Origin of the sequence: Lutimonas sp. (genome assembly GCF_051011215.1) — a bacterium.
Lineage (GTDB): Bacteria > Bacteroidota > Bacteroidia > Flavobacteriales > Flavobacteriaceae > Lutimonas.
In genome coordinates, this window is the sequence record NZ_JBPCUJ010000083.1 from 1 (window position 1) to 23,512 (window position 23,512).

Annotated in this window: 15 protein-coding genes and 1 pseudogene; 9 read left to right on the forward strand and 7 right to left on the reverse strand. The window is 38.4% G+C overall.

Features of this window, described 5'->3' with window-relative positions; all coding sequences use genetic code 11:
- Positions 1 to 396 precede the first annotated feature (396 nt).
- Genes ACR2MV_RS07875 through ACR2MV_RS07885 form a run of 3 tightly spaced genes read right to left on the reverse strand, consistent with a single transcriptional unit; the run spans position 397 to position 2,573 of the window.
- Positions 397 to 1,305, reverse strand: a complete 909-nt coding sequence (locus tag ACR2MV_RS07875) for an SDR family oxidoreductase (protein ID WP_434021363.1) — start codon at positions 1,303 to 1,305, stop codon at positions 397 to 399.
- 9 nt (positions 1,306 to 1,314) lie between these two features.
- Positions 1,315 to 2,328: a potassium channel family protein gene (locus ACR2MV_RS07880; protein ID WP_434021364.1), complete on the reverse strand. Its 1,014-nt coding sequence runs from the start codon at positions 2,326 to 2,328 to the stop codon at positions 1,315 to 1,317.
- 17 nt (positions 2,329 to 2,345) lie between these two features.
- Positions 2,346 to 2,573: a PspC domain-containing protein gene (locus tag ACR2MV_RS07885; protein WP_434021365.1), complete on the reverse strand. Its 228-nt coding sequence runs from the start codon at positions 2,571 to 2,573 to the stop codon at positions 2,346 to 2,348.
- Between the two features lie 99 nt (positions 2,574 to 2,672).
- Between ACR2MV_RS07885 and uvrA the strand changes: the two genes are divergently transcribed.
- From uvrA to ACR2MV_RS07910, 5 genes are all read left to right on the forward strand, one after another.
- Positions 2,673 to 5,513 (forward strand): excinuclease ABC subunit UvrA, encoded by a 2,841-nt coding sequence (gene uvrA, locus ACR2MV_RS07890; protein WP_434021377.1) that lies wholly within the window; start codon positions 2,673 to 2,675, stop codon positions 5,511 to 5,513.
- A gap of 35 nt (positions 5,514 to 5,548) precedes the next feature.
- On the forward strand, positions 5,549 to 6,262 hold the full coding sequence (locus ACR2MV_RS07895) for a TIGR00730 family Rossman fold protein (protein WP_434021366.1): 714 nt from the start codon (positions 5,549 to 5,551) through the stop codon (positions 6,260 to 6,262).
- A 3-nt stretch (positions 6,263 to 6,265) separates the two neighbouring features.
- Positions 6,266 to 9,103, forward strand: coding sequence for an aminopeptidase (locus ACR2MV_RS07900; protein ID WP_434021367.1), 2,838 nt, complete (start codon positions 6,266 to 6,268; stop codon positions 9,101 to 9,103).
- A 120-nt stretch (positions 9,104 to 9,223) separates the two neighbouring features.
- Entirely contained in the window at positions 9,224 to 11,677 is a 2,454-nt protein-coding gene (locus tag ACR2MV_RS07905) for a thiamine pyrophosphate-dependent enzyme (protein ID WP_434021368.1), read from the forward strand.
- A 151-nt stretch (positions 11,678 to 11,828) separates the two neighbouring features.
- Positions 11,829 to 12,575 carry a murein L,D-transpeptidase catalytic domain family protein gene (locus tag ACR2MV_RS07910; protein WP_434021369.1) on the forward strand — a complete coding sequence of 249 codons (747 nt, stop codon included), beginning with the start codon at positions 11,829 to 11,831 and terminating at the stop codon, positions 12,573 to 12,575.
- A gap of 6 nt (positions 12,576 to 12,581) precedes the next feature.
- On the opposite strand, the gene ACR2MV_RS07915 is transcribed toward ACR2MV_RS07910, so the two are convergent.
- The 3 genes from ACR2MV_RS07915 to pheT form a co-directional block, all read right to left on the reverse strand.
- Positions 12,582 to 13,595, reverse strand: a complete 1,014-nt coding sequence (locus tag ACR2MV_RS07915; RefSeq protein ID WP_434021370.1) for a quinone-dependent dihydroorotate dehydrogenase — start codon at positions 13,593 to 13,595, stop codon at positions 12,582 to 12,584.
- Positions 13,596 to 13,684: 89 nt separating this feature from the next.
- Positions 13,685 to 14,584: a hypothetical protein gene (locus ACR2MV_RS07920; protein ID WP_434021371.1), complete on the reverse strand. Its 900-nt coding sequence runs from the start codon at positions 14,582 to 14,584 to the stop codon at positions 13,685 to 13,687.
- A gap of 63 nt (positions 14,585 to 14,647) precedes the next feature.
- Positions 14,648 to 17,080 (reverse strand): phenylalanine--tRNA ligase subunit beta, encoded by a 2,433-nt coding sequence (gene pheT / locus ACR2MV_RS07925; RefSeq protein ID WP_434021372.1) that lies wholly within the window; start codon positions 17,078 to 17,080, stop codon positions 14,648 to 14,650.
- Positions 17,081 to 17,284: 204 nt separating this feature from the next.
- On the opposite strand from pheT, the gene ACR2MV_RS07930 reads away from it, so the two are divergent.
- The 3 genes and pseudogenes from ACR2MV_RS07930 (at position 17,285) to ACR2MV_RS07940 (ending at position 21,664) form a co-directional block, all read left to right on the forward strand.
- Positions 17,285 to 19,063: an AMP-dependent synthetase/ligase gene (locus ACR2MV_RS07930; protein WP_434021373.1), complete on the forward strand. Its 1,779-nt coding sequence runs from the start codon at positions 17,285 to 17,287 to the stop codon at positions 19,061 to 19,063.
- Between the two features lie 177 nt (positions 19,064 to 19,240).
- Positions 19,241 to 20,996: pseudogene (locus tag ACR2MV_RS07935) on the forward strand (DNA polymerase III subunit gamma/tau).
- Between the two features lie 86 nt (positions 20,997 to 21,082).
- On the forward strand, positions 21,083 to 21,664 hold the full coding sequence (locus tag ACR2MV_RS07940; protein WP_434021374.1) for a tRNA-(ms[2]io[6]A)-hydroxylase: 582 nt from the start codon (positions 21,083 to 21,085) through the stop codon (positions 21,662 to 21,664).
- A gap of 3 nt (positions 21,665 to 21,667) precedes the next feature.
- Here ACR2MV_RS07940 and ACR2MV_RS07945 read toward each other — a convergent pair whose 3' ends face one another.
- Positions 21,668 to 22,006, reverse strand: coding sequence for a DUF4870 domain-containing protein (locus ACR2MV_RS07945; protein WP_434021375.1), 339 nt, complete (start codon positions 22,004 to 22,006; stop codon positions 21,668 to 21,670).
- A gap of 95 nt (positions 22,007 to 22,101) precedes the next feature.
- On the opposite strand from ACR2MV_RS07945, the gene mnmE reads away from it, so the two are divergent.
- Entirely contained in the window at positions 22,102 to 23,511 is a 1,410-nt protein-coding gene (mnmE, locus tag ACR2MV_RS07950) for a tRNA uridine-5-carboxymethylaminomethyl(34) synthesis GTPase MnmE (protein ID WP_434021376.1), read from the forward strand.
- The last annotated feature ends 1 nt before the right edge of the window (position 23,512 follow it).

Consider the following 23,512-nt stretch of genomic DNA (forward strand, 5'->3'; position numbering starts at 1 on the left):
TTCAATGAACTAAAATTCTTTCTCTCGCTCTCTTCCCTACTCCTCAAATCAATCTACTCCCTGAAAGCGGGTGCAAAACTAAAACCTTTTTTCCTTTCCACCAAATAAAAAATTAAATATTTTTTTATCTGTTTAAAATGGCTCAAATCGGCCGCAAGAAAGTTGCCCACTACTAGGTAGTAGTCATAAAAAAAAGGGAATGCAAATTTACGACCCTTTTACTTAATCCGCAAATAAAATATAAACTTTATTTACCTTTCTTTACTATCAGTTTTTCACAATGAACATTCCCACAAAAAATGGGACTGCAAATGTAAAACAAATCTTAGTAACAGAAAACAAAAATCAGATCAAACTTATTAACAATTGTAATATTTTAAGGACTATGGAGAGAGCCTAAATCCTATCTAACTGACTCTTAAAAACTTGTAGTCTTTCCGTAAAAGAATAAGAAGGTAAATTAATTTCGGCAACAGACTTATTAAGATCAAATCCAGTGCTCAACGGACGGGCTGCAGGCAGATTTAATTCATTTGTCTCCACAGGGTGTATCAGTTTTTTATCCAGACCAAAAGCATCCGCAATACTCAGTGCAATTTCATAGATACTCATCAGCTCATTGCTTGACACATTAAATACACCTTTGGCCCGTGCTTCAACGGCAAGCCAGCATGCAAAAGCCAAATCTTCTGCATAGGTAGGCATCCTCAATTGATCCGTCACTACATGAATATCTTTCTTATTTTCAAGAGAATTTTTAACCCAAAGCACAATATTACTTCTGTCATTTTGATCAACAAGACCATATACCAGGATTGTTCGCAAGATGGCAGCGTCGATTTTTGCCTCTTCTATCAATTGCTCTGACTTCAATTTAGACCAACCATAATGATTTACGGGGCATGCGAGGTCTGATTCATTATAGAAGGTTCCTTTGGTACCGTCAAAAATAAAATCAGTTGATAAATGCAGCAGGTAAATATTACGGTTCTTACAAAAGGCCAGGATGTTCGAAACGACTTCAATATTCATGGCATCGCACTCACCCTGTTGCTGCTCACAGGCATCCACATTTGTCATAGCTGCGGTATGGATAATTATTTCCGGTTGAATTTGACCTAAGGTATGCAGCAGCGCCTCCCTGTTTAATAAATCTATACTATAATAGGTATATCCTTTTTTATTATGAAGTCTGTTTTCACCTCTCGACAAGGCATGGATCTGATACTCCGGTTTGCTTAAAAACAATTTTACAAGCTTTTGCCCCAGCAATCCATTACTACCTGTGATAACAATTTTTCTCAAAATGAAGGTTTAAAACAGTTTATTCAGCTTTTGAATTTCTTCCGGATTTCCAATGACGATCAGCTTGGATTTTGGAACCAGCTTTGTCGAAGCATCCGGGTTGATCACATATTCTTTCCCCGGTGTTTTAAATCCTATGACGGTACAACCCGTTCTTTTTCTCAGATCAAGATCCAATATTGACTTATTCCTGTATTCACTTGGCAAGTTTTCAATAACCAGTTCCTCAATATTAGAAGAACTTTCTCCTTCTATAGATAAGCGATCTATAAATTCTATGATATCTGGTGTAACGACCAGTGAAGCCATATGTGCTCCACCAATCTTGTCGGGCATAATCACATTATCTGCCCCCGCTACCTTTAATTTTTTATACGAGGTATCAATTGAGGCCCTGCTTACGATGGTACACTCTCCATTGAGTTGTCTTGCAGACAGTACTACATATAAATTATCAGCATCGGATGGCAAAGTGGTAATTAAACTGGAAGCTCGTTCTATACCGGCAGAAAGCAACACCTCGTCATTGGTGGCATCCCCTCTTATATAAAACATATCTCCTGCCAATTCAATCTCTTCAATTAACTCAGGGTCACTTTCTACAATTACACAGCCTTTTTGATAACTTTTAAGCTTTGCCATGGCCTGTTTTCCATTTCGTCCGAATCCACAGACGATGGTGTGATTTTCTAAACGTTGAATTTTCTTTTGCACTTGCTTAAATTTTAGTTCTTCAATAAATTTATTATTAGCTATATAATCTGTGATCACCGATACGATATAGCCAAAGATGGTAATACTGGTAATGATCAAAAAAATGGTGAATATTTTAGATTCGTCATCCAGGGGCTCTACTTCTTTAAAACCCACGGTTGAAATTGTAATCACCGTCATGTACAAGGCATTGATCCATCCGTAATCCGCTATATAAACAAAACCAATAGAACCAATAAGAATAATCAAGAACAACAGGCTCAGTGCTGTATAGAATCTTGATTTTATAAAACTACTTTTAAACGCCAACGCATCAAATTTTAAGATTACAAATCAAAAACAGAAGTCCTCTTTGTGTAGATCATATCCTTTAACCTCAGCAGAAACGCCAAAGTAAGATAAATCCCAAAAGACAGGCCTACAGTTACAAACGATATATAAATAAAAAAAAGCCGTACGTTCGTGGCGCGCATTCCTAATTTATCCGCAAATCTGGCGGATACATCAAAACCTCTGGTCTCAAAAAAATGGCGAATGGAATGAATAAAATGCAAGCTTATTTTTTAATGCAATTTATAAAAATAAAATTTACAATACATCTATAATTTAAAACTGCTTTCAATTAATTAAATTTGCTCTTTTTTGACCATCATATGAGCAGTAAGCAGGAATTTATAGAAGTACTTGGAGCACGAGTTCACAATTTAAAGAATATCGATGTTCGAATACCGCGCGAAAAACTCGTTGTAATTACAGGTTTAAGCGGTAGCGGTAAGTCTTCACTCGCGTTTGACACCATTTATGCCGAAGGTCAAAGACGTTATATCGAGACTTTTTCTGCCTATGCCAGGCAGTTCTTAGGTGGACTGGAACGGCCGGATGTTGATAAAATCGAAGGACTGTCGCCCGTCATTGCCATAGAACAAAAAACAACCAGTAAGAGTCCAAGGTCCACTGTAGGAACCATTACAGAAGTATATGATTTTTTAAGACTGCTGTATGCAAGAGTTGGTATTGCCTATTCTTATAATACGGATGAGAAAATGGTCAGTTACACGGATGAGGAAATTCACGAGCTGATCAGCAAGGATTTTTCAGAGCAAAAGGCCATGATTTTAGCACCGGTGATTAAATCTAGAAAAGGACATTACCGTGAGTTATTCCAGCAAATTTCAAAACAAGGTTTTGTTCGCGTGCGGGTAGACGGCGAAATCAAAGAAATTGAAAGAGGGATGAAACTCGATCGTTATAAAACGCATGACATTGAGATTGTCATTGATCGACTTCTTATTAACAAGGCCTCCGAAAAACGCCTGATGGAAAGTATCAGAACAGCCATGTATCACGGTGATGAAACCTTGATGATTGTTCAACAAACAGATGATGGAACCATCAGTAAACCGAGGTATTTCAGTAGAAATCTCATGTGTCCTACGACTGGTATTTCATATCCTAAACCAGAACCCAATTCATTTTCATTTAATTCTCCGAAAGGCGCCTGCAGTAAATGTAATGGCTTGGGAAAAATGCATGAGATCAATTTGGATAAGATCATTCCTGATCATCAGGTTTCGATTAAAAATGGTGGTTTGGCCCCACTTGGGGAGGAAAAAAAATCCTGGATTTTTAAACAATTAGGTCATATCGCCGAAAAGTTCAAATTCAGCCTTTCAGATCCTATTCAGGCCATACCGGATGCGGCGATGAACTTGATTCTTTATGGCGGAAAAGATAAATTGGAAATCAACTCCAAAGAACTGGGCGTAGCCAGAAAATATGAAATTGACTTTGAAGGTATCAGCAATTTTATCTTAAATCAATACAATGATAGTCAATCAGGTTCCATTAAAAGATGGGCCAAAGGCTTTATGGATGAAGTTGATTGTGATGTTTGTCATGGAGGAAGACTTAAAAAAGAAGCCTTATACTTTAAAATCAACAACCAATCGATTGCCGATTTGTCGGGTATGGACATCGATCATTTGGCAGCCTGGTTTGATGAGCTCGAACCAACTTTAAATGAAAAACAACTGATCATCGGATCAGAAATTATCAAAGAACTGAGAACACGAATTCAATTTTTATTGGATGTCGGATTGAATTATCTGGCCTTAAGCCGTGGGTCAAAGACCCTTTCCGGTGGTGAAGCCCAGAGGATTCGATTGGCCACACAAATAGGTTCTCAACTGGTAGGTGTATTGTATATCCTTGATGAGCCAAGCATTGGACTGCACCAAAGAGATAATGTCAAGCTGATTGAATCTTTAGAAAAACTGCGAGATTTAGGAAATTCCGTGCTTGTCGTTGAACACGATAAAGATATGATGGTCGCTTCTGACTATGTGATCGACATCGGCCCTGAAGCCGGAAAACATGGAGGAGAGATCATTAGCATCGGTAGCCCTAAAGAATTATTACAAAGTAAAACCCTTACTGCCGATTATCTGAACGGATCAAAATCATTTGAAATCCCGGAGGAACGAAGAAAAAGCAATGGAAAGGAGATCGTATTAAAAGGGGCTACAGGAAACAACCTGAAAAACGTGACTCTTACGGTACCTTTGGGACAACTCATTGGGGTAACCGGCGTATCGGGAAGTGGCAAGTCATCACTCATTAATGAAACGCTTTATCCGATCCTGAACAGGCATATTTACAAGGCGGTCAAAGAACCATTACCTTATAAATCAATCAGTGGTTTAGAACATATTGATAAGGTCATCGACGTTAACCAGACAGCTATTGGCAGAACACCCAGATCAAATCCGGCAACTTATACAGGCGTCTTTGGCGAAATAAGAAGTTTGTTTGCCAAAACCCCTGAGGCCTTAATAAGAGGTTACAAACCAGGAAGGTTTTCGTTTAACGTAAAGGACGGACGATGTGAAACTTGCAAAGGAGGCGGTGTCAGGGTAATCGAAATGAATTTTTTACCGGATGTAGAAGTAGAATGCGAAACTTGTCAGGGAAAAAGATTCACGCGAGAAACACTTGAAATAAGGTATAAAGGAAAATCTATTTCCGATGTTTTAAATATGACCATTGAAGAGGCAGTAAAATTCTTTGAACATATTCCGAAAATATACCTGAAACTGAAAACAATTGAAGACGTAGGACTTGGCTATATCACACTGGGTCAGCAGTCTACCACTCTGTCTGGGGGTGAAGCACAGCGAATCAAACTGGCGGCTGAATTGTCAAAAAGAGATACCGGAAACACCTTTTATATTCTTGATGAACCTACCACAGGTCTGCATTTTGAAGACATTAATATATTAATGAAGGTTTTAAATCGTTTAACTGATAAAGGAAATACGGTTTTGATCATTGAACACAACCTGGACGTGATCAAACTTTGCGACCATATTATTGATATCGGCAAAGAAGGAGGCATGAAAGGTGGCAAAATATTATGTACCGGAACGCCGGAAGAAATATGCCAGAATAAGCAAAGTTATACGGCACGTTTCTTAAAAAAAGAATTAAATTTATAAGTTCCGCAAGGAACCTATTGTAAAAAAAATTTGATATGACACCGAATGAAAATAAAAAAATCAGGGAAAAACTAAAGCAGAAAACCTGGAACGAAATAAAAACAAATGATTCATGGGCCATTTTCAAGGTCATGAGTGAGTTTGTTGACGGGTACGAAAAACTAAGTAGAATCGGACCCTGTGTCAGTGTTTTTGGGTCCGCCCGAACCAAACCTGGTGAAAGATATTACGAGTTGGCAGAACAAGTGGCCTTTAACTTAACGCAACATGGTTATGGAGTGATTACCGGTGGTGGACCAGGAATTATGGAAGCAGGAAACAAAGGTGCACATCGCGGTGGTGGTGTTTCTGTGGGACTGAATATTGACCTGCCTTTCGAACAGCATGACAATCCTTATATTGATAAAGGGAAAAGTCTGGAGTTTGATTATTTTTTCGTTAGAAAAGTAATGTTTGTAAAATACGCACAAGGGTTTGTAGCCATGCCAGGAGGATTTGGAACCTTAGATGAACTTTTTGAAGCCATTACCTTAATTCAAACGAAAAAAATTGGGAAATTCCCCATTGTTTTGGTCGGAAAGAGCTTTTGGTCAGGATTAATGGATTGGATCAAAGAAGTGATGCTGGAGAAAAACGGAAACGTCAGTGAGGTTGATTTAGACCTATTTACCATTGTAGATACCACTGATGAAGTTATTGATATTATTAATAACTTCTACAAGAAGCACCAATTGACTCCGAACTTTTAATCCTTGTATCTAAAAACAGATCATATTCAAATTTTGTCTTATAAAAAGTATATACCGGTATTACTGCTTTTAATGCCGTTCTTCTTTTATGCGCAAAACAATCAAATCTCGATCAAGGCCGTCGTTTTATCTGAGTATAGAATTTCCATCGATCAGGAAATTACTTATTACAATCCTTCTGACAGACCAATGGATACGATATACCTTTTGAATTGGGCGAACGGATATCGCGATAAAAAAACACCCCTTAACAAAAGACTGCTTGAAGATTACAACAAAAGTCTGCATTTTGCAAAAATCAAGGACAGAGGTTATTCTATTATACATAGCCTTCAAGCCAAGGAAGAAGATCTTTTTTTTAGCGAGCTCGAGAATGCTTCCGATATTATAAAGGTCGCTCTGCCGCATTCTTTGGCACCTGGTGAGTCCATAAATATGAAGGTAAAATATGAATTAAAAATTCCAAGTGACAGGTTTACCAGGTATGGTCGGAATCCATTGGCTTATCACCTAAGATTCTGGCACTTGACCCCGGCTGTGTTCGATGAAAAGTGGCATCTTTTCAGCAATCTGAATATGGATGACTACTATATGCAACCTACAGATTTCGACATAGAATTTGCCATTCCTTTGGGCTATTCAATGCAAAGTGATTTAGCACAGGAGGCGGAGATAAAGGACGATTATGTGTTGTATAAACTCACTGGAAAAGATCAATTAGATGTAGAGCTTAGTATTCAGGTGAATAATGATTTCTCTACCTATCAATTGAAGGAGACAAAAATTGTTTCGAATGTCAAGGGTAAAAATCTGATAGAAAATATAAAAGAAGATGTGCTGCAGCGTCAGCTCAATTTTATTGAGGAACACCTGGGAACATACCCACATCCGAAAATGCTTATCAGTTATACAACCTATCAGAAGCATCCGGTTTATGGATTTAATCAATTGCCTAAATTTTTTAATCCATTTTCTAATATATTCGAATGGGATATTAAAATGTTTAAAGCCATTTCAAATCAATACATCTCAAATACAGTGCTCACCAATAAGCGGGAAGATGCCTGGCTGGCTGAGGGAATCCAAATATACCTGATGATGGCCTATGTGCAAACCTATTATCCGGAAGTAAAAGCAATTGGAAATATCTCAAAAAAATGGGGCATCCGACGGTATAATATTGCCAAACTGGAATTTAATGGAAAATATCCTTTTGTCTACCAGTTCTCTGTAAGAAAAGAACTTGATCAGTCCTTAAATACAGCGTCGGACTCTTTGTCAAATTTTAATTTAAAACTTGTAAATCGTTATAAATCGGGTCTTGGATTGAGGTATCTCGATGCCTACTTAAATGATGATATTGTAAAAAGTAGTCTTAAAGAATTTTACGCAGAGAACATTTTAAAAATGTCTAAGACTGAAGATTTTAACAACATTCTGTTGTCAAAAACGAATAGAAATCTCGATTGGTTCTTTGAAGATTACCTTAAAACCAACAACAAAATAAATTACACGATTAAAAAGATAAGTGAGGAAAAAGATTCAGTTAAGGTAACCATTCAGAATAAAAGTAATTTCAGTGCTCCCATCACCTTGTATGGGGTCAATAAAAAAGATATTGAATTTAAGCGTTGGATTGATCCCATTGAAAATGACAGCACCTTTACAGTTTCAAAAGCTGGTATCGACCGTTTAAGTTTGAACTATGAATATTTATATCCTGAGGCCAACTTAAGGGATAATTGGAAAAAACTGGATAAAAAACTATTGAACAGACCTTTAAAGTTTACTTTCTTCAGGGATATTGAAGATCCTTACTACAACCAGGTATTTTACAAACCATTTGTAGGTTACAACTTTTACGATGGCTTACTTTTTGGTCCTACGATATATAATCAGGCCTTATTTAAGAAAAAATGGCTCTTTTCGGCGACACCCGTATATGGTTTTAAAAGCAATACATTAACCGGTGGTTTTGGGTTTGCCTATGAACACCTACCACAAAAAAGCAGTGTATACAGATATCGGGCTGGAATTACGGCCAGTCGTTCGCATTACGACAATGATTTGGCTTTTACAAAAATTACTCCTTATGTGAATATTAGTTTCAAACGCAACTCTTTAAGAGATGTGGGTGGTAAAAATCTATTGACCCGTTATGTGATGGTAGACAGGGAATTGCCTGATGAAAACATCGATCCGGAAACCTATCAATACAATATTCTGAATGTTAGGTATGGGTTTTCAAAGCCCGAAATCATTAATGATTTACGGTATTTTGCTGACTTTCAATTAAACAAAGATTTTAGTAAAGTTTCTCTTGATCTCCGGTATCGAAAATTAACAAACATCAATCGATATTTAGACCTAAGACTGTACTTTGGTTCCTTTATTTTCAATAATACCGAAACCGACTTTTTTAGCTTTGCCTCTGACAGACCCAGTGACTATTTATTCGATTTGAACTATTTGGGACGTTCGGAGGATTCTGGTTTTTTAAGTCAGCAAATCATTATTACAGAAGGTGGGTTTAAAAGTATTTTTGAAGATTCTTTCGCCAATGAATGGATACTGAGTACAAACGGTAGCATTGGAGTCTGGAGATTTGTGGAGCTCTATGCTGATGCGGGCTTTTTAAAAAACAGCAACGAGGCAGCTCGATTTAAATATGATACCGGAGTAAGGCTAAATTTCGTGCACAATTTTTTAGAGGTGTATTTCCCTTTGCAGTCGAGCAATGGATTTGAACCTGGTTTCTCTGATTATGCATCTAGAATTCGATTTGTGCTCACTATTGACATAGAAAGAATTTACAATTTTGTAAAAAGAGGATTCTACTGATTTAGAAAGGTGAACATTTAGCTTCTTTTTTGATTTAACACTCGTTTTCAGACACTTAGACCAGGCAAAAATATGCTCTTATTTTTTGTATATTTGCACAACTGCTAAAGCCTCATATATATGATCAATAAGACGGTTGAATCCTCAAAAAAATTATCCTTTCAAGAATTCAAAAATGAAGTACTAGAGGACTATAAAATTGCCATATTAAGCAGAGAATGTAGTTTATTGGGAAGACGTGAGGTGTTAACAGGAAAGGCGAAATTTGGAATTTTTGGAGGCGGAAAAGAAGTACCTCAGTTAGCGATGGCCAAAGCCTTTAAAAAAGGTGATTGGCGTTCGGGCTATTACAGGGATCAGACATTTATGATGGCCATTGGTGAATATACGCCCAGGCATTTTTTTTCAAGTCTTTACGCCCATGCGGATATTAAAGCTGATTCTTTTTCAGCAGGGCGACAAATGAATGGACACTTTTCAACGCATTCATTAGCAGAAGACGGCAGTTGGAAAAACCTAAAAGAACAATACAATGTAAGTGCGGACATCTCTCCTACTTCCGGTCAAATGCCGCGTTTGTTAGGACTTGCCGAAGCTTCCAAAAAATTTAGAAATATCCCTGACCTCGATCAGGAGGGTATCCTTTCTGATAAGGGAAATGAAGTAGCATGGGGAACCATTGGTAATGCCAGTACTTCTGAAGGTCCATTCTTTGAAACCATCAATGCTGCCGGCGTGTTAAAAGTACCGATGGTGATTAGTATCTGGGATGATGAATACGGAATCTCAGTACACTCAAAATACCAGACTACCAAAGAAAGTATTTCTGAAATTCTCAAAGGTTTTCAGAGAGATGGCAAGGGTGCGGGTTATGAAATATTCGTTGTAAACGGATGGAACTATACTCAATTGGTGGACACCTATAATAAGGCAGCTTCTATCGCCAGAGAAGAGCATGTGCCTGTCATCATCCATGTAAAAGAACTTACACAACCTCAAGGACATTCTACTTCAGGGTCTCATGAACGATATAAAGACAAAGATAGATTGGCCTGGGAAAAAGAACATGATTGCAATGCTAAAATGCGTGAATGGATTCTCAATTTTGAGTTGGAAGATCAGGATGGTGAAGTCTTGAAATTTGTGGAAAATGAAGATGCCTTAAAAGCACTTGAAAAAGAAGCAAAAATAATAGTCAGAGAGGCAAAAAAAGAATCTTGGAATGACTTTCTAAAACCGATGCTTCAGGAGCGAAAAGAGCTCCTAAACCTTCTCGAAAAAGCGGCCAGAAAAAGTGAAAATGAAATTTTTATAGAAAAATTAAAAAGAGAATTAGAATCTATCGACGAACCGATTCGAAAAAATATCCTAACCATAGGACGTAGAAGTCTGATCTATCTTCGTGATGAAGAGTTTAAAGAAAAAGAATTGCTTCAAAACTGGTTAAAAGAATACCACGCTTTGCAGCAACCCAAATACAGTTCTCACTTGTACAGTGAGCTGGACAGCAGAGCAACCAACATTGAGGAAATTGAAGCCGAATATGACGACGAAGCTGAAGATGTAGATGCACGGGTCATCATTCGAAATAATTTTGACGCCCTTTTAAGTAAGAACAAAAAAGTACTCATTTTTGGAGAGGATTCCGGTAAGATCGGGGATGTCAATCAGGGACTAGAAGGATTACAGGAAAAGCACGGAGAAGAAAGAGTCTATGACACCGGTATCAGAGAAGTAACTATTATTGGGCAAGGTCTTGGTATGGCAATGAGAGGATTGCGACCTATCGCCGAAATCCAGTACCTGGATTATATATTTTATGCGACTCAGGTACTTACCGATGATTTGGCAACACTCAGGTACAGAACCTTTGGAAAACAAGTGGCTCCTTTGATCATTAGAACAAGAGGTCATCGATTGGAAGGCATCTGGCATTCAGGATCTCAAATGGGTAGTTTGGTTAATTTGTTTAGAGGAATCTATATATTGGTACCAAGGAATATGACCAAAGCTGCTGGATTTTATAACACTTTGTTAAAATCAGATGAACCCGCCATCGTAATAGAAAACCTCAACGGATACAGGCTCAAAGAGAGAATTCCTACAAATTTGGGGGAATTTACAACGCCTATTGGAGTTGTTGAAACCGTCAAAGAAGGAAGTGACATAACATTGGTCTCTTACGGGTCAACCCTAAAACTGGTGGAAGAAGCCTCCAGAGACCTTTCTCAGGTGGGTATTGATGCTGAAATTATTGACGCACAATCGCTACTGCCATTTGACCTTGAACAAGACGTGTTATTGAGTGTACGAAAAACAAATCGACTTGTTATTATTGATGAGGATATCCCAGGAGGGGCATCGGCATATCTTTTAGATGAAATTGTCAACAAACAGGGCGCTTATAATTATTTGGACAGCAGACCGACAACCATAACAGCGCAACCGCATAGACCTGCCTATGGTACCGATGGTGATTATTTTTCCAAGCCTTCTGTGAACGATATTTTTGAAGGTGTTTACAAGATCATGCACGAAAGTGACCCCATTAAGTTTAAAAGTATTTTCTCATAAGAGATAATAGAACAAATCCATAAGCGTTAAAAATTCCTTAATTGGTTCATTATTAATGCGGAATATACTACTTTTGTGACTTTGAAAGACGCTTCCGGATGGAAACAGGATCAAAAATCGAATCAACTACCGCCACTTATAAGCTTAAAATATGATCAGAAAAGGAGTTTTCTTGCTTTGTTGTATGCTTTTGAATTTAGCAGTTCTTGATGCCAGTCCAAATTCTAATAAAGATTTTTATTCTATAACTATCGAAGACTTTGAAGCCTATGCAGAAAGGCTGTATATCGCGTTAAATGATTCTGACCTGCACTATCCTGCCTTTGAAACTGCTTTAAAAGGCTATCTTAAATTGCAAAAAGAAGGAGAAATTGAAGAAGGAAGTCTTTTGACGGTGATAGACATGAGTGTATCTGCCAATAAGAATCGTTTCTTTCTGATCGATGTTCCCAATGAAAAAATAATTCATAAATCGATCGTGGCTCATGGCAGGAACTCTGGAGGAGAGTTCGCTAAAGATTTCTCAAATAAAGTTGGGTCCTTCAAAAGTAGTATCGGATTTTACAGAACAGCAGAAACCTATAGCGGGAAGCATGGCTTGTCTCTGCGTTTAGATGGTTTGGAATTTAGCAATGACAATGCAAGAGAAAGGGCCATTGTGATCCATGCGGCTGACTATGTAAGCACCAGTTTTATTAAGAAAAATGGTCGATTAGGTAGAAGTCTGGGTTGTCCGTCACTTCCGAAAGAGAATTACACGCAGGTGGTTCAAAAAATAAAGAACGGATCCTTATTGTTTATCTACTATCCGCATACCAATTACCTTAAAAACTCCAAGCTGGCCAATTATGTTGTGAAACAGGAAATTGGCATTACCAACCTTTTAAATAGTCAATAGTAATACTTAGCGTAAGCTTTTGTTGATTCTTTTAACCAGGGCAGGGCCTTCATAGATAAATCCGGTGTATAACTGTACCAAATCAGCGCCAGCCTCTATTTTTTCCTGAGCATCAGCCGCAGAATGAATACCTCCTACTCCGACAATTGGAAATGACTTTCCTGATTTCTCAGCTAAAAAACGGATGACCTCGGTGGACCTGTTTTTAACGGGTTTTCCACTCAGACCTCCAGTTTCAGACTTATTATCAGATTGCAAGCCATCACGAGAAATCGTTGTATTCGTGGCAATAACACCTGCAATTTTTGTGGTATTGACAATATCGATAATATCCAATAACTGACTGTCTGTAAGGTCCGGCGCAATCTTGAGGAGTATGGGTTTTGGACCTTGTTTTGTCAAATTCTTTTGTTGTAAGGTCTGAAGCAATTTGGTCAAAGGCTCTTTGTCCTGTAAGGCCCTTAAATTAGGTGTGTTTGGAGAACTCACGTTCACTACGAAGTAATCGACATAGTCAAACAACTTTTCAAAACAGATCATATAATCATCAATGGCATTCTCATTAGGCGTCACTTTGTTTTTCCCGATATTCCCTCCAATAATGACATCTGTTTTTCGATGTTTTAATCGTTCAACTACAGCATCCACCCCTTCATTATTGAATCCCATCCTGTTGATCACAGCTTCATCCTCCTTCAATCTGAAGAGTCTTTTCTTAGGATTCCCTGGCTGCCCTTTGGGTGTTACGGTTCCTATTTCAACAAAACCAAAACCATAGTTTGAAAACTCATCAAATAACACAGCATTTTTATCAAATCCTGCAGCTAAGCCAACAGGGTTTTTAAACTTTAAACCAAATACTTCTTTTTCCAGAGAAGGGCTCGACACCTTAAAAATACTTTTAGTTATGGAAGGTACGAGTGGTATTTTCATCAATGTCTTGATTGTCGAAAATGTAAAATGATGAACCTCTTCAGGGTCATATTGAAAAAGAATTCTACGGATAATTGATTTGTACATTGCTGAAATTTTTGCAAATATAATTCAAAATAAAAAGGAATCATTAGCCAAAATGATTCCTTTTTTCATAAAATTTTTGTTTCTAAAAATTACTCATAGGTATAGCTAACCTCAGCCGTTTGAACGACCTTATCAAAGTCTGCTCTTTCCAATGGAAAGTTCTGTAGATCGAATGTATAATCATAACGCAGCATCACCTGATCTGAAGCCGTCGAAATAAGAAACTTATCCGCATAGGCCTGTGGCATATCCAGCAAAGAGGAAAGGTATAAGGCAGCATTATTCGGATCTGCCCCATAAATACTTTGATAGTATCTTTTATTGAAATCACCCTGATCCAGATTGACTTCATCATACATATAGGTATATTCACCATCATTTGGAGTACTTACAGTGATGATTTGATTGCCCTCAAATTCAGCCTGAAAAACCTCTCCGTCTTCAGATTCAACTTTATAAATCAAACCTGCCTCATTCAAGGAGTATACAAACCTTCCTCCCGGAAGGGGTTCCTTTAAATTATCCCTTTGCTGTTCAATTATGGTACCATTTTCCGGATACTCAAATTCTCTGTAATAGGCCATTTCAGGCGCAGTAACATTTTCAGAATAGAACTCTATCAGTCGGTTCTTCGCGTCATACAAAAACGTTTCTTGTTCTTCATAACGAGTATCATAATAATATTTGATACTCTCCACGGACCCCCTGTTATTATATTTGAATTCTACTTTAGATACGACAGTTTCTCCTTCGAAGGTATACCTGATATAAGGCTGACCGCTTAAAAATGATTCTTCAACTCTTGTTGTCTCAGTGCCATCATTCAGGTTGCGTGTTGCAATTTCACTCAATATCAGATCTTCAGGGTCCACTGGACCCGATGTGTCATCATCATCAGAACAGGCTGTTACCAACGCAAAAACCATTAACAAGCCCAGAAACAACACCTTGTTTTTCATTACCTTAAAAATATAAAATTCGGCTTCCAATATTAGAAATTTAAGTTGAAATTATCACATTAAAAAAGGTCAATTCCCGAACTAAACAGGTGCTTACCTCAATTCTGCGTCGAACTGTTTTTTAAATCCCTGCTGTAACTTGTTCATAATCTTATCAATCTGCTTATCATTCAGGGTTTTATGATCATCCTGTAAGATAAAACTAAGGGCATAAGACTTTTTCCCTTTGGGCAATTTGTTGCCAACATAGACATCAAACAAGTCGACATTTTTTAATAATTTACGTTCACTCTGGAAAGCATAATTATACAAATCTATAAAATCTACCTCTTCATCTAAAAGTAAGGCTAAATCACGCTTCACTTCAGGGTACTTAGGCAATTCAGTAATTTTGATCTTCTTTCGTCCTGCTGTTTTTAACACATTGTTCCAGTTAAAATCTGCAAACAATACTTCTTGCTTGATCCCAAACTTTTGCAACAGTTCATTTCTCACTAAACCAAATTCAACAATTTTAGTTTTTCCTTGATTTAATGCCACTGATTCAGAAAAAATATCGTTTTTAGATTTAGCGTATTTCAATCCCGATACGCCCAGTCTTTCCAGCAAACTTTTTACAATACCTTTTAAATAAAAAATATCTGAGTTTCTGTTCGCCTGAGACCAATGTGCTGCCGTTCGCTTACCTGTCAAGGCAATGGCCAAATGTTTATTTTCTTCATAACCTGAGTCAAACTTATGATAGGTATTACCAAATTCAAACAATTTTAAATCAGTGTTCTTTCGGTTGATATTGTAAGATACCCCTTCCAGCAAACCAAATAGCATTGATTGTCTCATCACGGCAAGGTCCTTACTCAAGGCATTTAAGATTTCAACGTTTCTTTCCTTTTCAATCACTTCTGAAGCATCCGCATATTCAGGTTTGGTCAGGGAATTACTCATGGATTCATAAATCCCGTTGGAAATTAAAAAACCGGAAGATACCTGCTCAATTCTTTCTGGACTCCATTTGTCAGCACTAGCCACCGAAGTTTTGATCTTATCGGGAATGTTTACATTGTTATAGCCATACACCCTTAAAATCTCTTCTACAATATCAGCTTCTCTTGTTACATCCACACGATAGGCTGGAATCGTCAAACCTAAGCCTGAGGCTGTCTGATGGTTGATCTTTATATCCAAAGAGGCAAGGATATCTTTAATCGTATCCGTTGGGATTTCTTCTCCTATTAGACGAAACGCTTTTTCATAAGAAAAATTCACCTGAAAATCTTCTATTTTATTCGGGTACAGGTCCGTTACATCTGAAACGATCTTCCCATTGGCCAGGTCCGCAATCCATATGGCCGCTCTTTTCAAGGCATAAACCACCGCATTAGGATTGATGCCACGCTCAAATCTAAACGAAGCATCCGTATTCAAGGCATGGCGCTTTGCCGTTTTTCGTACCGAAATCGGATCGAAATAAGCTGCTTCCAAAAAGATGGTTTTTGTGTCTTCCGTAACACCAGAATTCAAACCACCAAAAACACCTCCAATACACATAGGGTTGTCTTCACCGTCACATATCATGATATCATCTTCATGAAGTTTTCTTTCAACACCGTCCAGTCCCATAAACATAGTTCCAGATGGCAGGTTTTTAACAACCACCTTATCCCCTTTAATCTTATCCGCATCAAAGGCATGCAAAGGTTGTCCCAACCCGTGAAGAATGTAATTGGTAATGTCAACCACATTATTGATCGGTCCCAACCCGATAGCTCTTAACTTATTCTGAAGCCAGTCCGGAGATGCTTCAATTTTTAAATCTGTGATGGTAATTCCCGCATATCTTGGAACCTGTTGATGATCTTCCACCTCCACTTTTACAGCATAAGTTCGTTCGTCAACATGAAAATCACCCACAGAGGGTGTATTAAATTTCGTTTGCAATTCTTCCATATGCAACAAACCGGCATAGAGATCTCGTGCTACGCCTAAATGACTCATGGCATCCGCCCTGTTCGGCGTTAATCCAATTTCGATCACCTGATCACTATACAAGTCAAAAAGTTCAGAGGCCTTGGTTCCTACTTCGGTTCCGGCTTCTAAAACCATGATTCCATCATGACTCTGTCCCAGACCTAATTCATCCTCGGCACAGATCATTCCATGACTTTCTTCACCTCGTATTTTTCCTTTCTTTATTTTAAATCCTTCTCCTGTAGCATCGTATAAAGTCGTGCCTATGGTTGCTACAGGAACCTTTTGTCCCTTGGCCACATTCGGCGCCCCACACACTATCTGTACAGGGTTTTCCAGGCCAAGATCCACCTGTGTTACTTTTAATCTGTCAGCATTAGGATGCTGTTCGCAACTTAAAACTTCACCTACCACAACACCTTCAAGGTTGCCTTTTACAGCTTCGAATGTTTCAATTCCCTCAACTTCCAATCCCAAATCAGTTAAGATCTCACTTACTTTTTCAACATCCAGATCAATGTTCAAAAATTCTTTTAACCAATTATATGATATCTTCATTCTATTATTTTTAAGATCCCAAAATTAACTATCAAACACCATTTATAAAGACGTACATGGATGTTTTTATCTAATTTTTTCAGCTGCAAATATAGGTAATTGTGCTTCGTTTTGACCCGCATTTTACGAAGAAATTTTTGGATTTCTAATCATTTTAAATTTTAATATAAAATCCCTATTTTGCATTAATAATAATTACACGGTATGGCTTCAGAAATAACAAGAATATTTGATTTTGCTTATTATCAACTTGATAAATACAACCTGCCAAAAGCCCTGGTCTCAAAAGCCAGCGGCGAATGGGTGAGTACTTCTTCTAAGGAGTTTGTGGCAAAGGCAAATATTGTGAGTAGAGGATTGTTGTCATTGGGAGTAAAACCCGGAGACAAAATCGCATTGATATCTTCAACCAACAGGACAGAATGGAATATTATGGACCTGGCCTTGTCGCAGATTGGTGCCGTGAATGTACCCATCTACCCTACGATTAGTGAAGCAGATTATAAATATATTTTTAACCATGCCGAAGTCAAGTACTGTTTCCTTTCTGATGAGGAACTTTTTACCAAGGCAAATGCCATCGAAAAAGAAGTAAAAAGTCTGAAGCGCATTTTTTCGTTTGATAAAGTAAAAGACTGTGCTTATTGGGAAGAAGTTTTCACACTGGGATCTGATGAAACATTACAGAAAAAAGTAGATACATTAAAAGATAAAGTAAAAACCGAGGATTTGGCGACCATTATTTATACCTCGGGAACCACAGGTGTTCCTAAGGGTGTGATGCTGTCGCACAGCAATTTGGTGAGCAATGTGTTGGATACGGTCAAAGGCCTGCCATTTATCGTAACCATCGATAATGTGCTGAGTTTTTTACCGGTTTGTCATGTCTTTGAGAGGATGTTGCATTACCTGTATATTTATTCTGGGATTACCATTTACTTTGCGGAATCTATCGAAAAGATTCCTGAAAACATCAAAGAGGTCAAGCCTGATTTTATGAGTGTGGTGCCGCGATTACTTGAAAAAATCTATGATAGCATCATTGCCAAGGGAGCTGCCCTGACCGGGGTAAAAAAAGCTTTATTCTTTTGGGCCGTTGATGTGGGGCTGGCCTACGAACCCTATGGACGCAATGGCTGGTTCTATGAAAAAAAACTCGCACTTGCCAACAAATTGATCTTCAGTAAATGGCGAGAGGCTCTTGGAGGTAACATCAACCATATGGTATCCGGTTCTGCAGCCTTGCAACCCAGGTTAACCAAGGTGTTCTCCGCAGCTGGTATGCGAATTTTAGAAGGTTATGGACTCACTGAGACATCACCTGTGGTTTCTGTGAATTCTTATGAAGATGAAAATTTTAAAGTAGGAACGGTTGGTAAAGCCATCGAAAACGTAGCGATAAAAATTGCCGAAGACGGGGAAATTTTGGTCAAAGGTCCTAATGTGATGCAGGGATATTATAAAGATGCCGAGAAAACTGCCTCGGTGATGACGGATGATTATTTTCATACCGGAGATAAAGGAGAACTGGATAAAGAAGGATTTTTAAAGATCACCGGGAGAAAAAAAGAAATTTTTAAAACATCCGGAGGTAAATATATTTCTCCGACTCTATTAGAAAATGAGATGAAACAATCTCGATTTATAGAACAAATACTGGTCATTGGAGAAGGTCAAAAAATGCCGGCAGCCATCCTGCAACCAAACTATGAATTTGTGAAGGAATGGGCGAGGCGCCATCAAATCAATTGTGGATTAACACCAGAAGAAATGGCTGTTAATAAAGAAGTACACGATCGAATTCTGGAAGAAATCGAGCACGGCAACAAGCAGTTCGGTAAGTGGGAAACGATCAAGAAGTTTGAAATGACTGCCGAAATCTGGTCGGTAGATAACAACCTGCTGACACCTACATTTAAACCAAAAAGGGAAGTGATTCTCAAAACATATAAGCATCTTTACGATAAGATTTACAGTGTCTAATACATCTTTTATTGTACAATCGCTGAGTCAGAAACTCCATCTGATGTACTTGGCATGCTCATTTTCACAAGCTTAAGGCAGGTCATGACAAAGATCAAAAGGATTGCATCAGGCACATATTTTAGTTGTAATTAGCTTGGGTAATTCATACATTTGTTTCCTTCAAGCAGAAATCAAATGGAACATTTTATAGTATCAGCCAGAAAATACCGACCACAGGTATTTAGCGACGTCGTAGGGCAGCAAGCCATTACGAATACCCTGGAAAATGCTATTAAGAATGACCATCTGGCGCAGGCTCTATTGTTTACAGGTCCTCGTGGGGTTGGTAAAACTACCTGTGCACGAATTCTTGCCAAGCGTATCAATCAGGAGAGTGTTGAGAATCCTATGGAAGATGAGGACTTTGCCTTCAATATTTTTGAATTAGATGCAGCTTCCAATAATTCTGTGGACGATATCAGGAATTTGACGGATCAGGTGCGTATACCTCCACAAACAGGAAAATTCAAGGTGTATATCATTGATGAGGTGCACATGCTCTCTCAAGCTGCCTTTAATGCTTTCCTTAAGACATTGGAAGAACCGCCGGCTCATGCGATTTTCATACTTGCGACCACTGAAAAGCACAAGATCATTCCTACAATTTTATCGAGGTGTCAGATATTTGATTTCAAACGCATCGGTGTATTGGATATTAAAAATTATTTGCAGAAAATAGCGAAAGGAGAAAGTGTAAATGCCGAAGACGATGCCCTGCATATTATCGCTCAAAAAGCGGATGGTGCCCTTAGAGATGCCTTGTCTATTTTCGACCGGGTTGTCAGTTTTTCGGGTGCTGAACTGACCAGAAAAGCGGTGTCTGATAATTTAAATGTCCTTGATCATGATGTTTATTTTCAGGTAACTGACCTGTTATTAGACAATAACATCCCTCAGGTATTGATAAGTCTGAACAATATCATGACCAAAGGCTTTGAAGGACATCACTTTATTATTGGTCTGGCCTCTCATTTCAGAGACCTGCTGGTGGCAAAAGATGCTGCTACCATCGAACTGCTTGAAGTAGGTGATACGGCAAAAAAGCAATACCTCGAACAAGCAAAAAAATCAGATTTACGGTTTTTAATGCGAGCCATAGACATTGCCAATGACTGCGATCTAAAATTTAAAAGCAGTAAGAACCAACGACTCCTCGTTGAACTGACTTTAATGAAAATCGCTTCCATCACATTTGATGGCAAAAAAAAAATCTAAACGATTCATAATTCCTTCCTTCCATTTTCTCACCACTCATCCGGTAGAAAAAACAAAGGAATCTGGGCTTGCCTCTGCAGCTCAACAACAAACTACCCGGTTGCAAACCGCAGTAAAAGCACCTCCTCCACCTCCACCAAAAGCAGTATCCAAAGCACCTGCTAAGGAAGTCAGTAAACCCAAACCTCTCGACCTCAAGAATTCAGGTCGTAGAAATTCTGCCCTGTCACTTTCTAGTTTAAAAAGAAATAAAGAGGAAGCTGAAAGAATTAAAAAAACCAAAGAACAGACTGTAGATACCAAAAACCTGGCGAAGGATCCATTTACAGAAGCTACATTTTTTGAAGTCTGGAATTCTTATGTGGAGGACCTGCACCAACAAGGAGAAAAAATACTGGCTTCTATTCTAAAAGCCGATACACCTAAATTAAAAGATCAGATGATCCATGTAACCTATCCGAATGAATTAATGAAGGTAGAGCTTTTAAAGGTGCGTCCCAGGGTATTGAGGCATATCAGACAAAAATTGAACAATTACCAGGTTGATTTTAAAATAACGGTCAACGAAGACAATACAAAAAGGTTTGCCTATACACCTCAGGAAAAATACGAATTGCTCAAAGAAAAAAACAAGGCCCTGGCCCTGCTTCGAAAAAAATTCAATTTAGAACTCTAAGTACTCACTTTCGAAATTTCCAGAATCAAATTTAAATTCTAAATTTGCATCCTTAATCATTCATTCTTGAATGCAAACTTCCGATTATGTTAGGATTAAAATTCGAAACCGAAACCTCCTGGGTTGAAGTCGCCAAAAGCGGGCTTCAGCAAGTACTTACGGACCATGCTTTTGCAGAACAAAAAGCGGCTTCCAATGCTGTATCCATTATCATCAATTATTCTGAAGAAACAGCATTGGTACAAGCGATGAGCGAAATTGCCATTGAAGAAATGGAACACTTTAAAATGGTTCACGATTTTATGGTGGCCAAAGGCATGGTACTCGGCAGAGAGCAAAAAAATGACTATGCCAAACACCTGCATTCTTTTTTTCCTAAAACACATGATCGCACGGATGCTTTGATCCAGCGTTTACTGATCGCTGCCCTGATTGAAGCCAGAAGCTGCGAACGCTTTAAGGTCTTTTCAGAAAACATCGAAGACCCGGCACTTTCTGAATTCTATAAAGAACTCATGATCTCTGAAGCGAATCACTATACTGTTTTTTTAGGATTTGCCAGGAAATACCAGGACAAGGAAATCGTCAATAAAAAATGGAACGGTCTATTGGACTATGAGGCAGAATTTATGAGAAACAGAGGTACCACTGCCCGTGTACATGGGTAGTTCTTAGTCAATAAATCGAATGGATAAAGGATAATGAGGTGCCTCACCATTATTTACTTTGATAGCGTTGATGACGGGAAAAACAAGGCATAGTATACCGATGGCAATTAAGCCCAGTAATCCAAGTCCAATAAGCAAAATAAGTGGTACGCAGATAATGGCATATAAAAACATACTCAGTTGAAAGTTGACAATACTTTTACCATGTTCATCCATATCATAGATCTCATCCTTTTTTGTCAACCAGATTATTAAAGGAACGATAAAACCACCAAAGCCGGTGATAAGGTCCAATAGTTGACTAAGGTGTGCTAACATTAAGGTTTGCCTGTCTTCTCTCATATAAGTGTTTTATTATTTGACGTTGACTTCTAAAAAATGTTACAATGATTTCCTGTCAAATGTGTGTATCTTTGCCCAAATTATAGAAATCACGAATGACCGACCTATCTGACACATCCTTAAAAAACGACACGATCATAGCTCTTGCAACCCCTTTTGGGGTGGGTGCCATTGCCGTGATTCGCTTATCAGGTCCTGAAGCTATTGCCTTGGTGAATCATTATTTTACCCCAAAAGGAAAAGGCAAATCCTTACAGACAGTGGCATCGCATACGGTGCATCTGGGCCATGTTGTAGATGGCGATAGAATTATAGACGAAGCCTTGGTGACTGTTTTTAAAACACCGCATTCGTATACAGGAGAAAATGTAATAGAAATTTCATGTCATGGTTCTGCTTATATTCAGCAAGAGATATTACAGCTGTTCTTAAAGAATGGAGCGAGACACGCCGATGCGGGAGAATTTACATTGCGCGCTTTTCTGAATGGAAAAATGGATCTGAGCCAGGCAGAAGCTGTGGCGGATGTGATTGCTTCTGACTCTGCCAGTTCGCATAATATTGCTATGCAGCAGATGCGTGGTGGTTTTTCCAATGAAATAGCGGCCTTACGTGCTGAATTATTAAATTTTGCTTCTTTGATAGAGCTGGAACTGGATTTTTCTGAGGAGGATGTAGAATTTGCAGACAGGTCGGCTTTTCAGGAACTGATTTCTAAAATTACTCAAGTCATCAAAAGACTGATCGATTCATTCGCCTTAGGGAATGTATTAAAAAATGGAATTCCTGTAGCTATCGTAGGAGAGCCCAATGTTGGAAAGTCTACCCTACTCAATGCTTTGTTAAATGAAGATAAAGCGATTGTCAGCGACATCGCAGGTACTACCAGGGATGCCATTGAAGATGAAATTGCCCTAAAGGGGGTCACGTATCGATTTATAGATACAGCAGGTATCAGGGATACCAAAGATGTTGTGGAAAACATCGGTATTCAGAAGACCTTTGAAAACATAGAAAAAGCGCAGCTGGTGCTTCATTTGATTGATGCCACCAAAGATTTCGATGTAAACAGTTTGTCTCTCGAAGCAAAAAAACTGCAAGAAAAATATCCTGAGAAAAAAATCCTGACCCTGATCAACAAAGCCGATACTTTAACAGAAGAAAGGCAAGAAGCTATTGAGGCTGAACAACCAAATTGGATTCTGATCTCTGCCAAGCAAAAGACAGGATTGGAAGACCTGCTTGAGCATTTAGTGCGTTTGGTAAACGCAGGTGCCTTGAGTAACCAGCAAACCGTAGTGAGCAATTCCAGACATTTTGAGGCATTGAATAAAGCCTTTGAAGCCCTCAATGAAGTTCAAAAAGGAATGGATCATCATATTTCAAGCGACCTTATGGCCATTGATATCAGACAGGCTTTATTTCATTTAGGTGAGATCACCGGAGAAATCACTACCGATGATCTGTTAGGGAACATTTTTGCGAACTTCTGTATTGGAAAGTAAG

Excerpts from the sequence above, each read along its gene's own strand:
- uvrA (WP_434021377.1), top strand. The coding sequence starts at position 2,673 with ATGAGCAGTAAGCAGGAATTTATAGAAGTACTTGGAGCACGAGTTCAC.
- ACR2MV_RS07895 (WP_434021366.1), top strand. The coding sequence starts at position 5,549 with ATGACACCGAATGAAAATAAAAAAATCAGGGAAAAACTAAAGCAGAAA.
- ACR2MV_RS07905 (WP_434021368.1), top strand. The coding sequence starts at position 9,224 with ATGATCAATAAGACGGTTGAATCCTCAAAAAAATTATCCTTTCAAGAA.
- ACR2MV_RS07910 (WP_434021369.1), top strand. The coding sequence starts at position 11,829 with ATGATCAGAAAAGGAGTTTTCTTGCTTTGTTGTATGCTTTTGAATTTA.
- ACR2MV_RS07915 (WP_434021370.1), bottom strand. The coding sequence starts at position 13,595 with ATGTACAAATCAATTATCCGTAGAATTCTTTTTCAATATGACCCTGAA.
- pheT (WP_434021372.1), bottom strand. The coding sequence starts at position 17,080 with ATGAAGATATCATATAATTGGTTAAAAGAATTTTTGAACATTGATCTG.
- ACR2MV_RS07930 (WP_434021373.1), top strand. The coding sequence starts at position 17,285 with ATGGCTTCAGAAATAACAAGAATATTTGATTTTGCTTATTATCAACTT.
- ACR2MV_RS07940 (WP_434021374.1), top strand. The coding sequence starts at position 21,083 with ATGTTAGGATTAAAATTCGAAACCGAAACCTCCTGGGTTGAAGTCGCC.
- ACR2MV_RS07945 (WP_434021375.1), bottom strand. The coding sequence starts at position 22,006 with ATGAGAGAAGACAGGCAAACCTTAATGTTAGCACACCTTAGTCAACTA.
- mnmE (WP_434021376.1), top strand. The coding sequence starts at position 22,102 with ATGACCGACCTATCTGACACATCCTTAAAAAACGACACGATCATAGCT.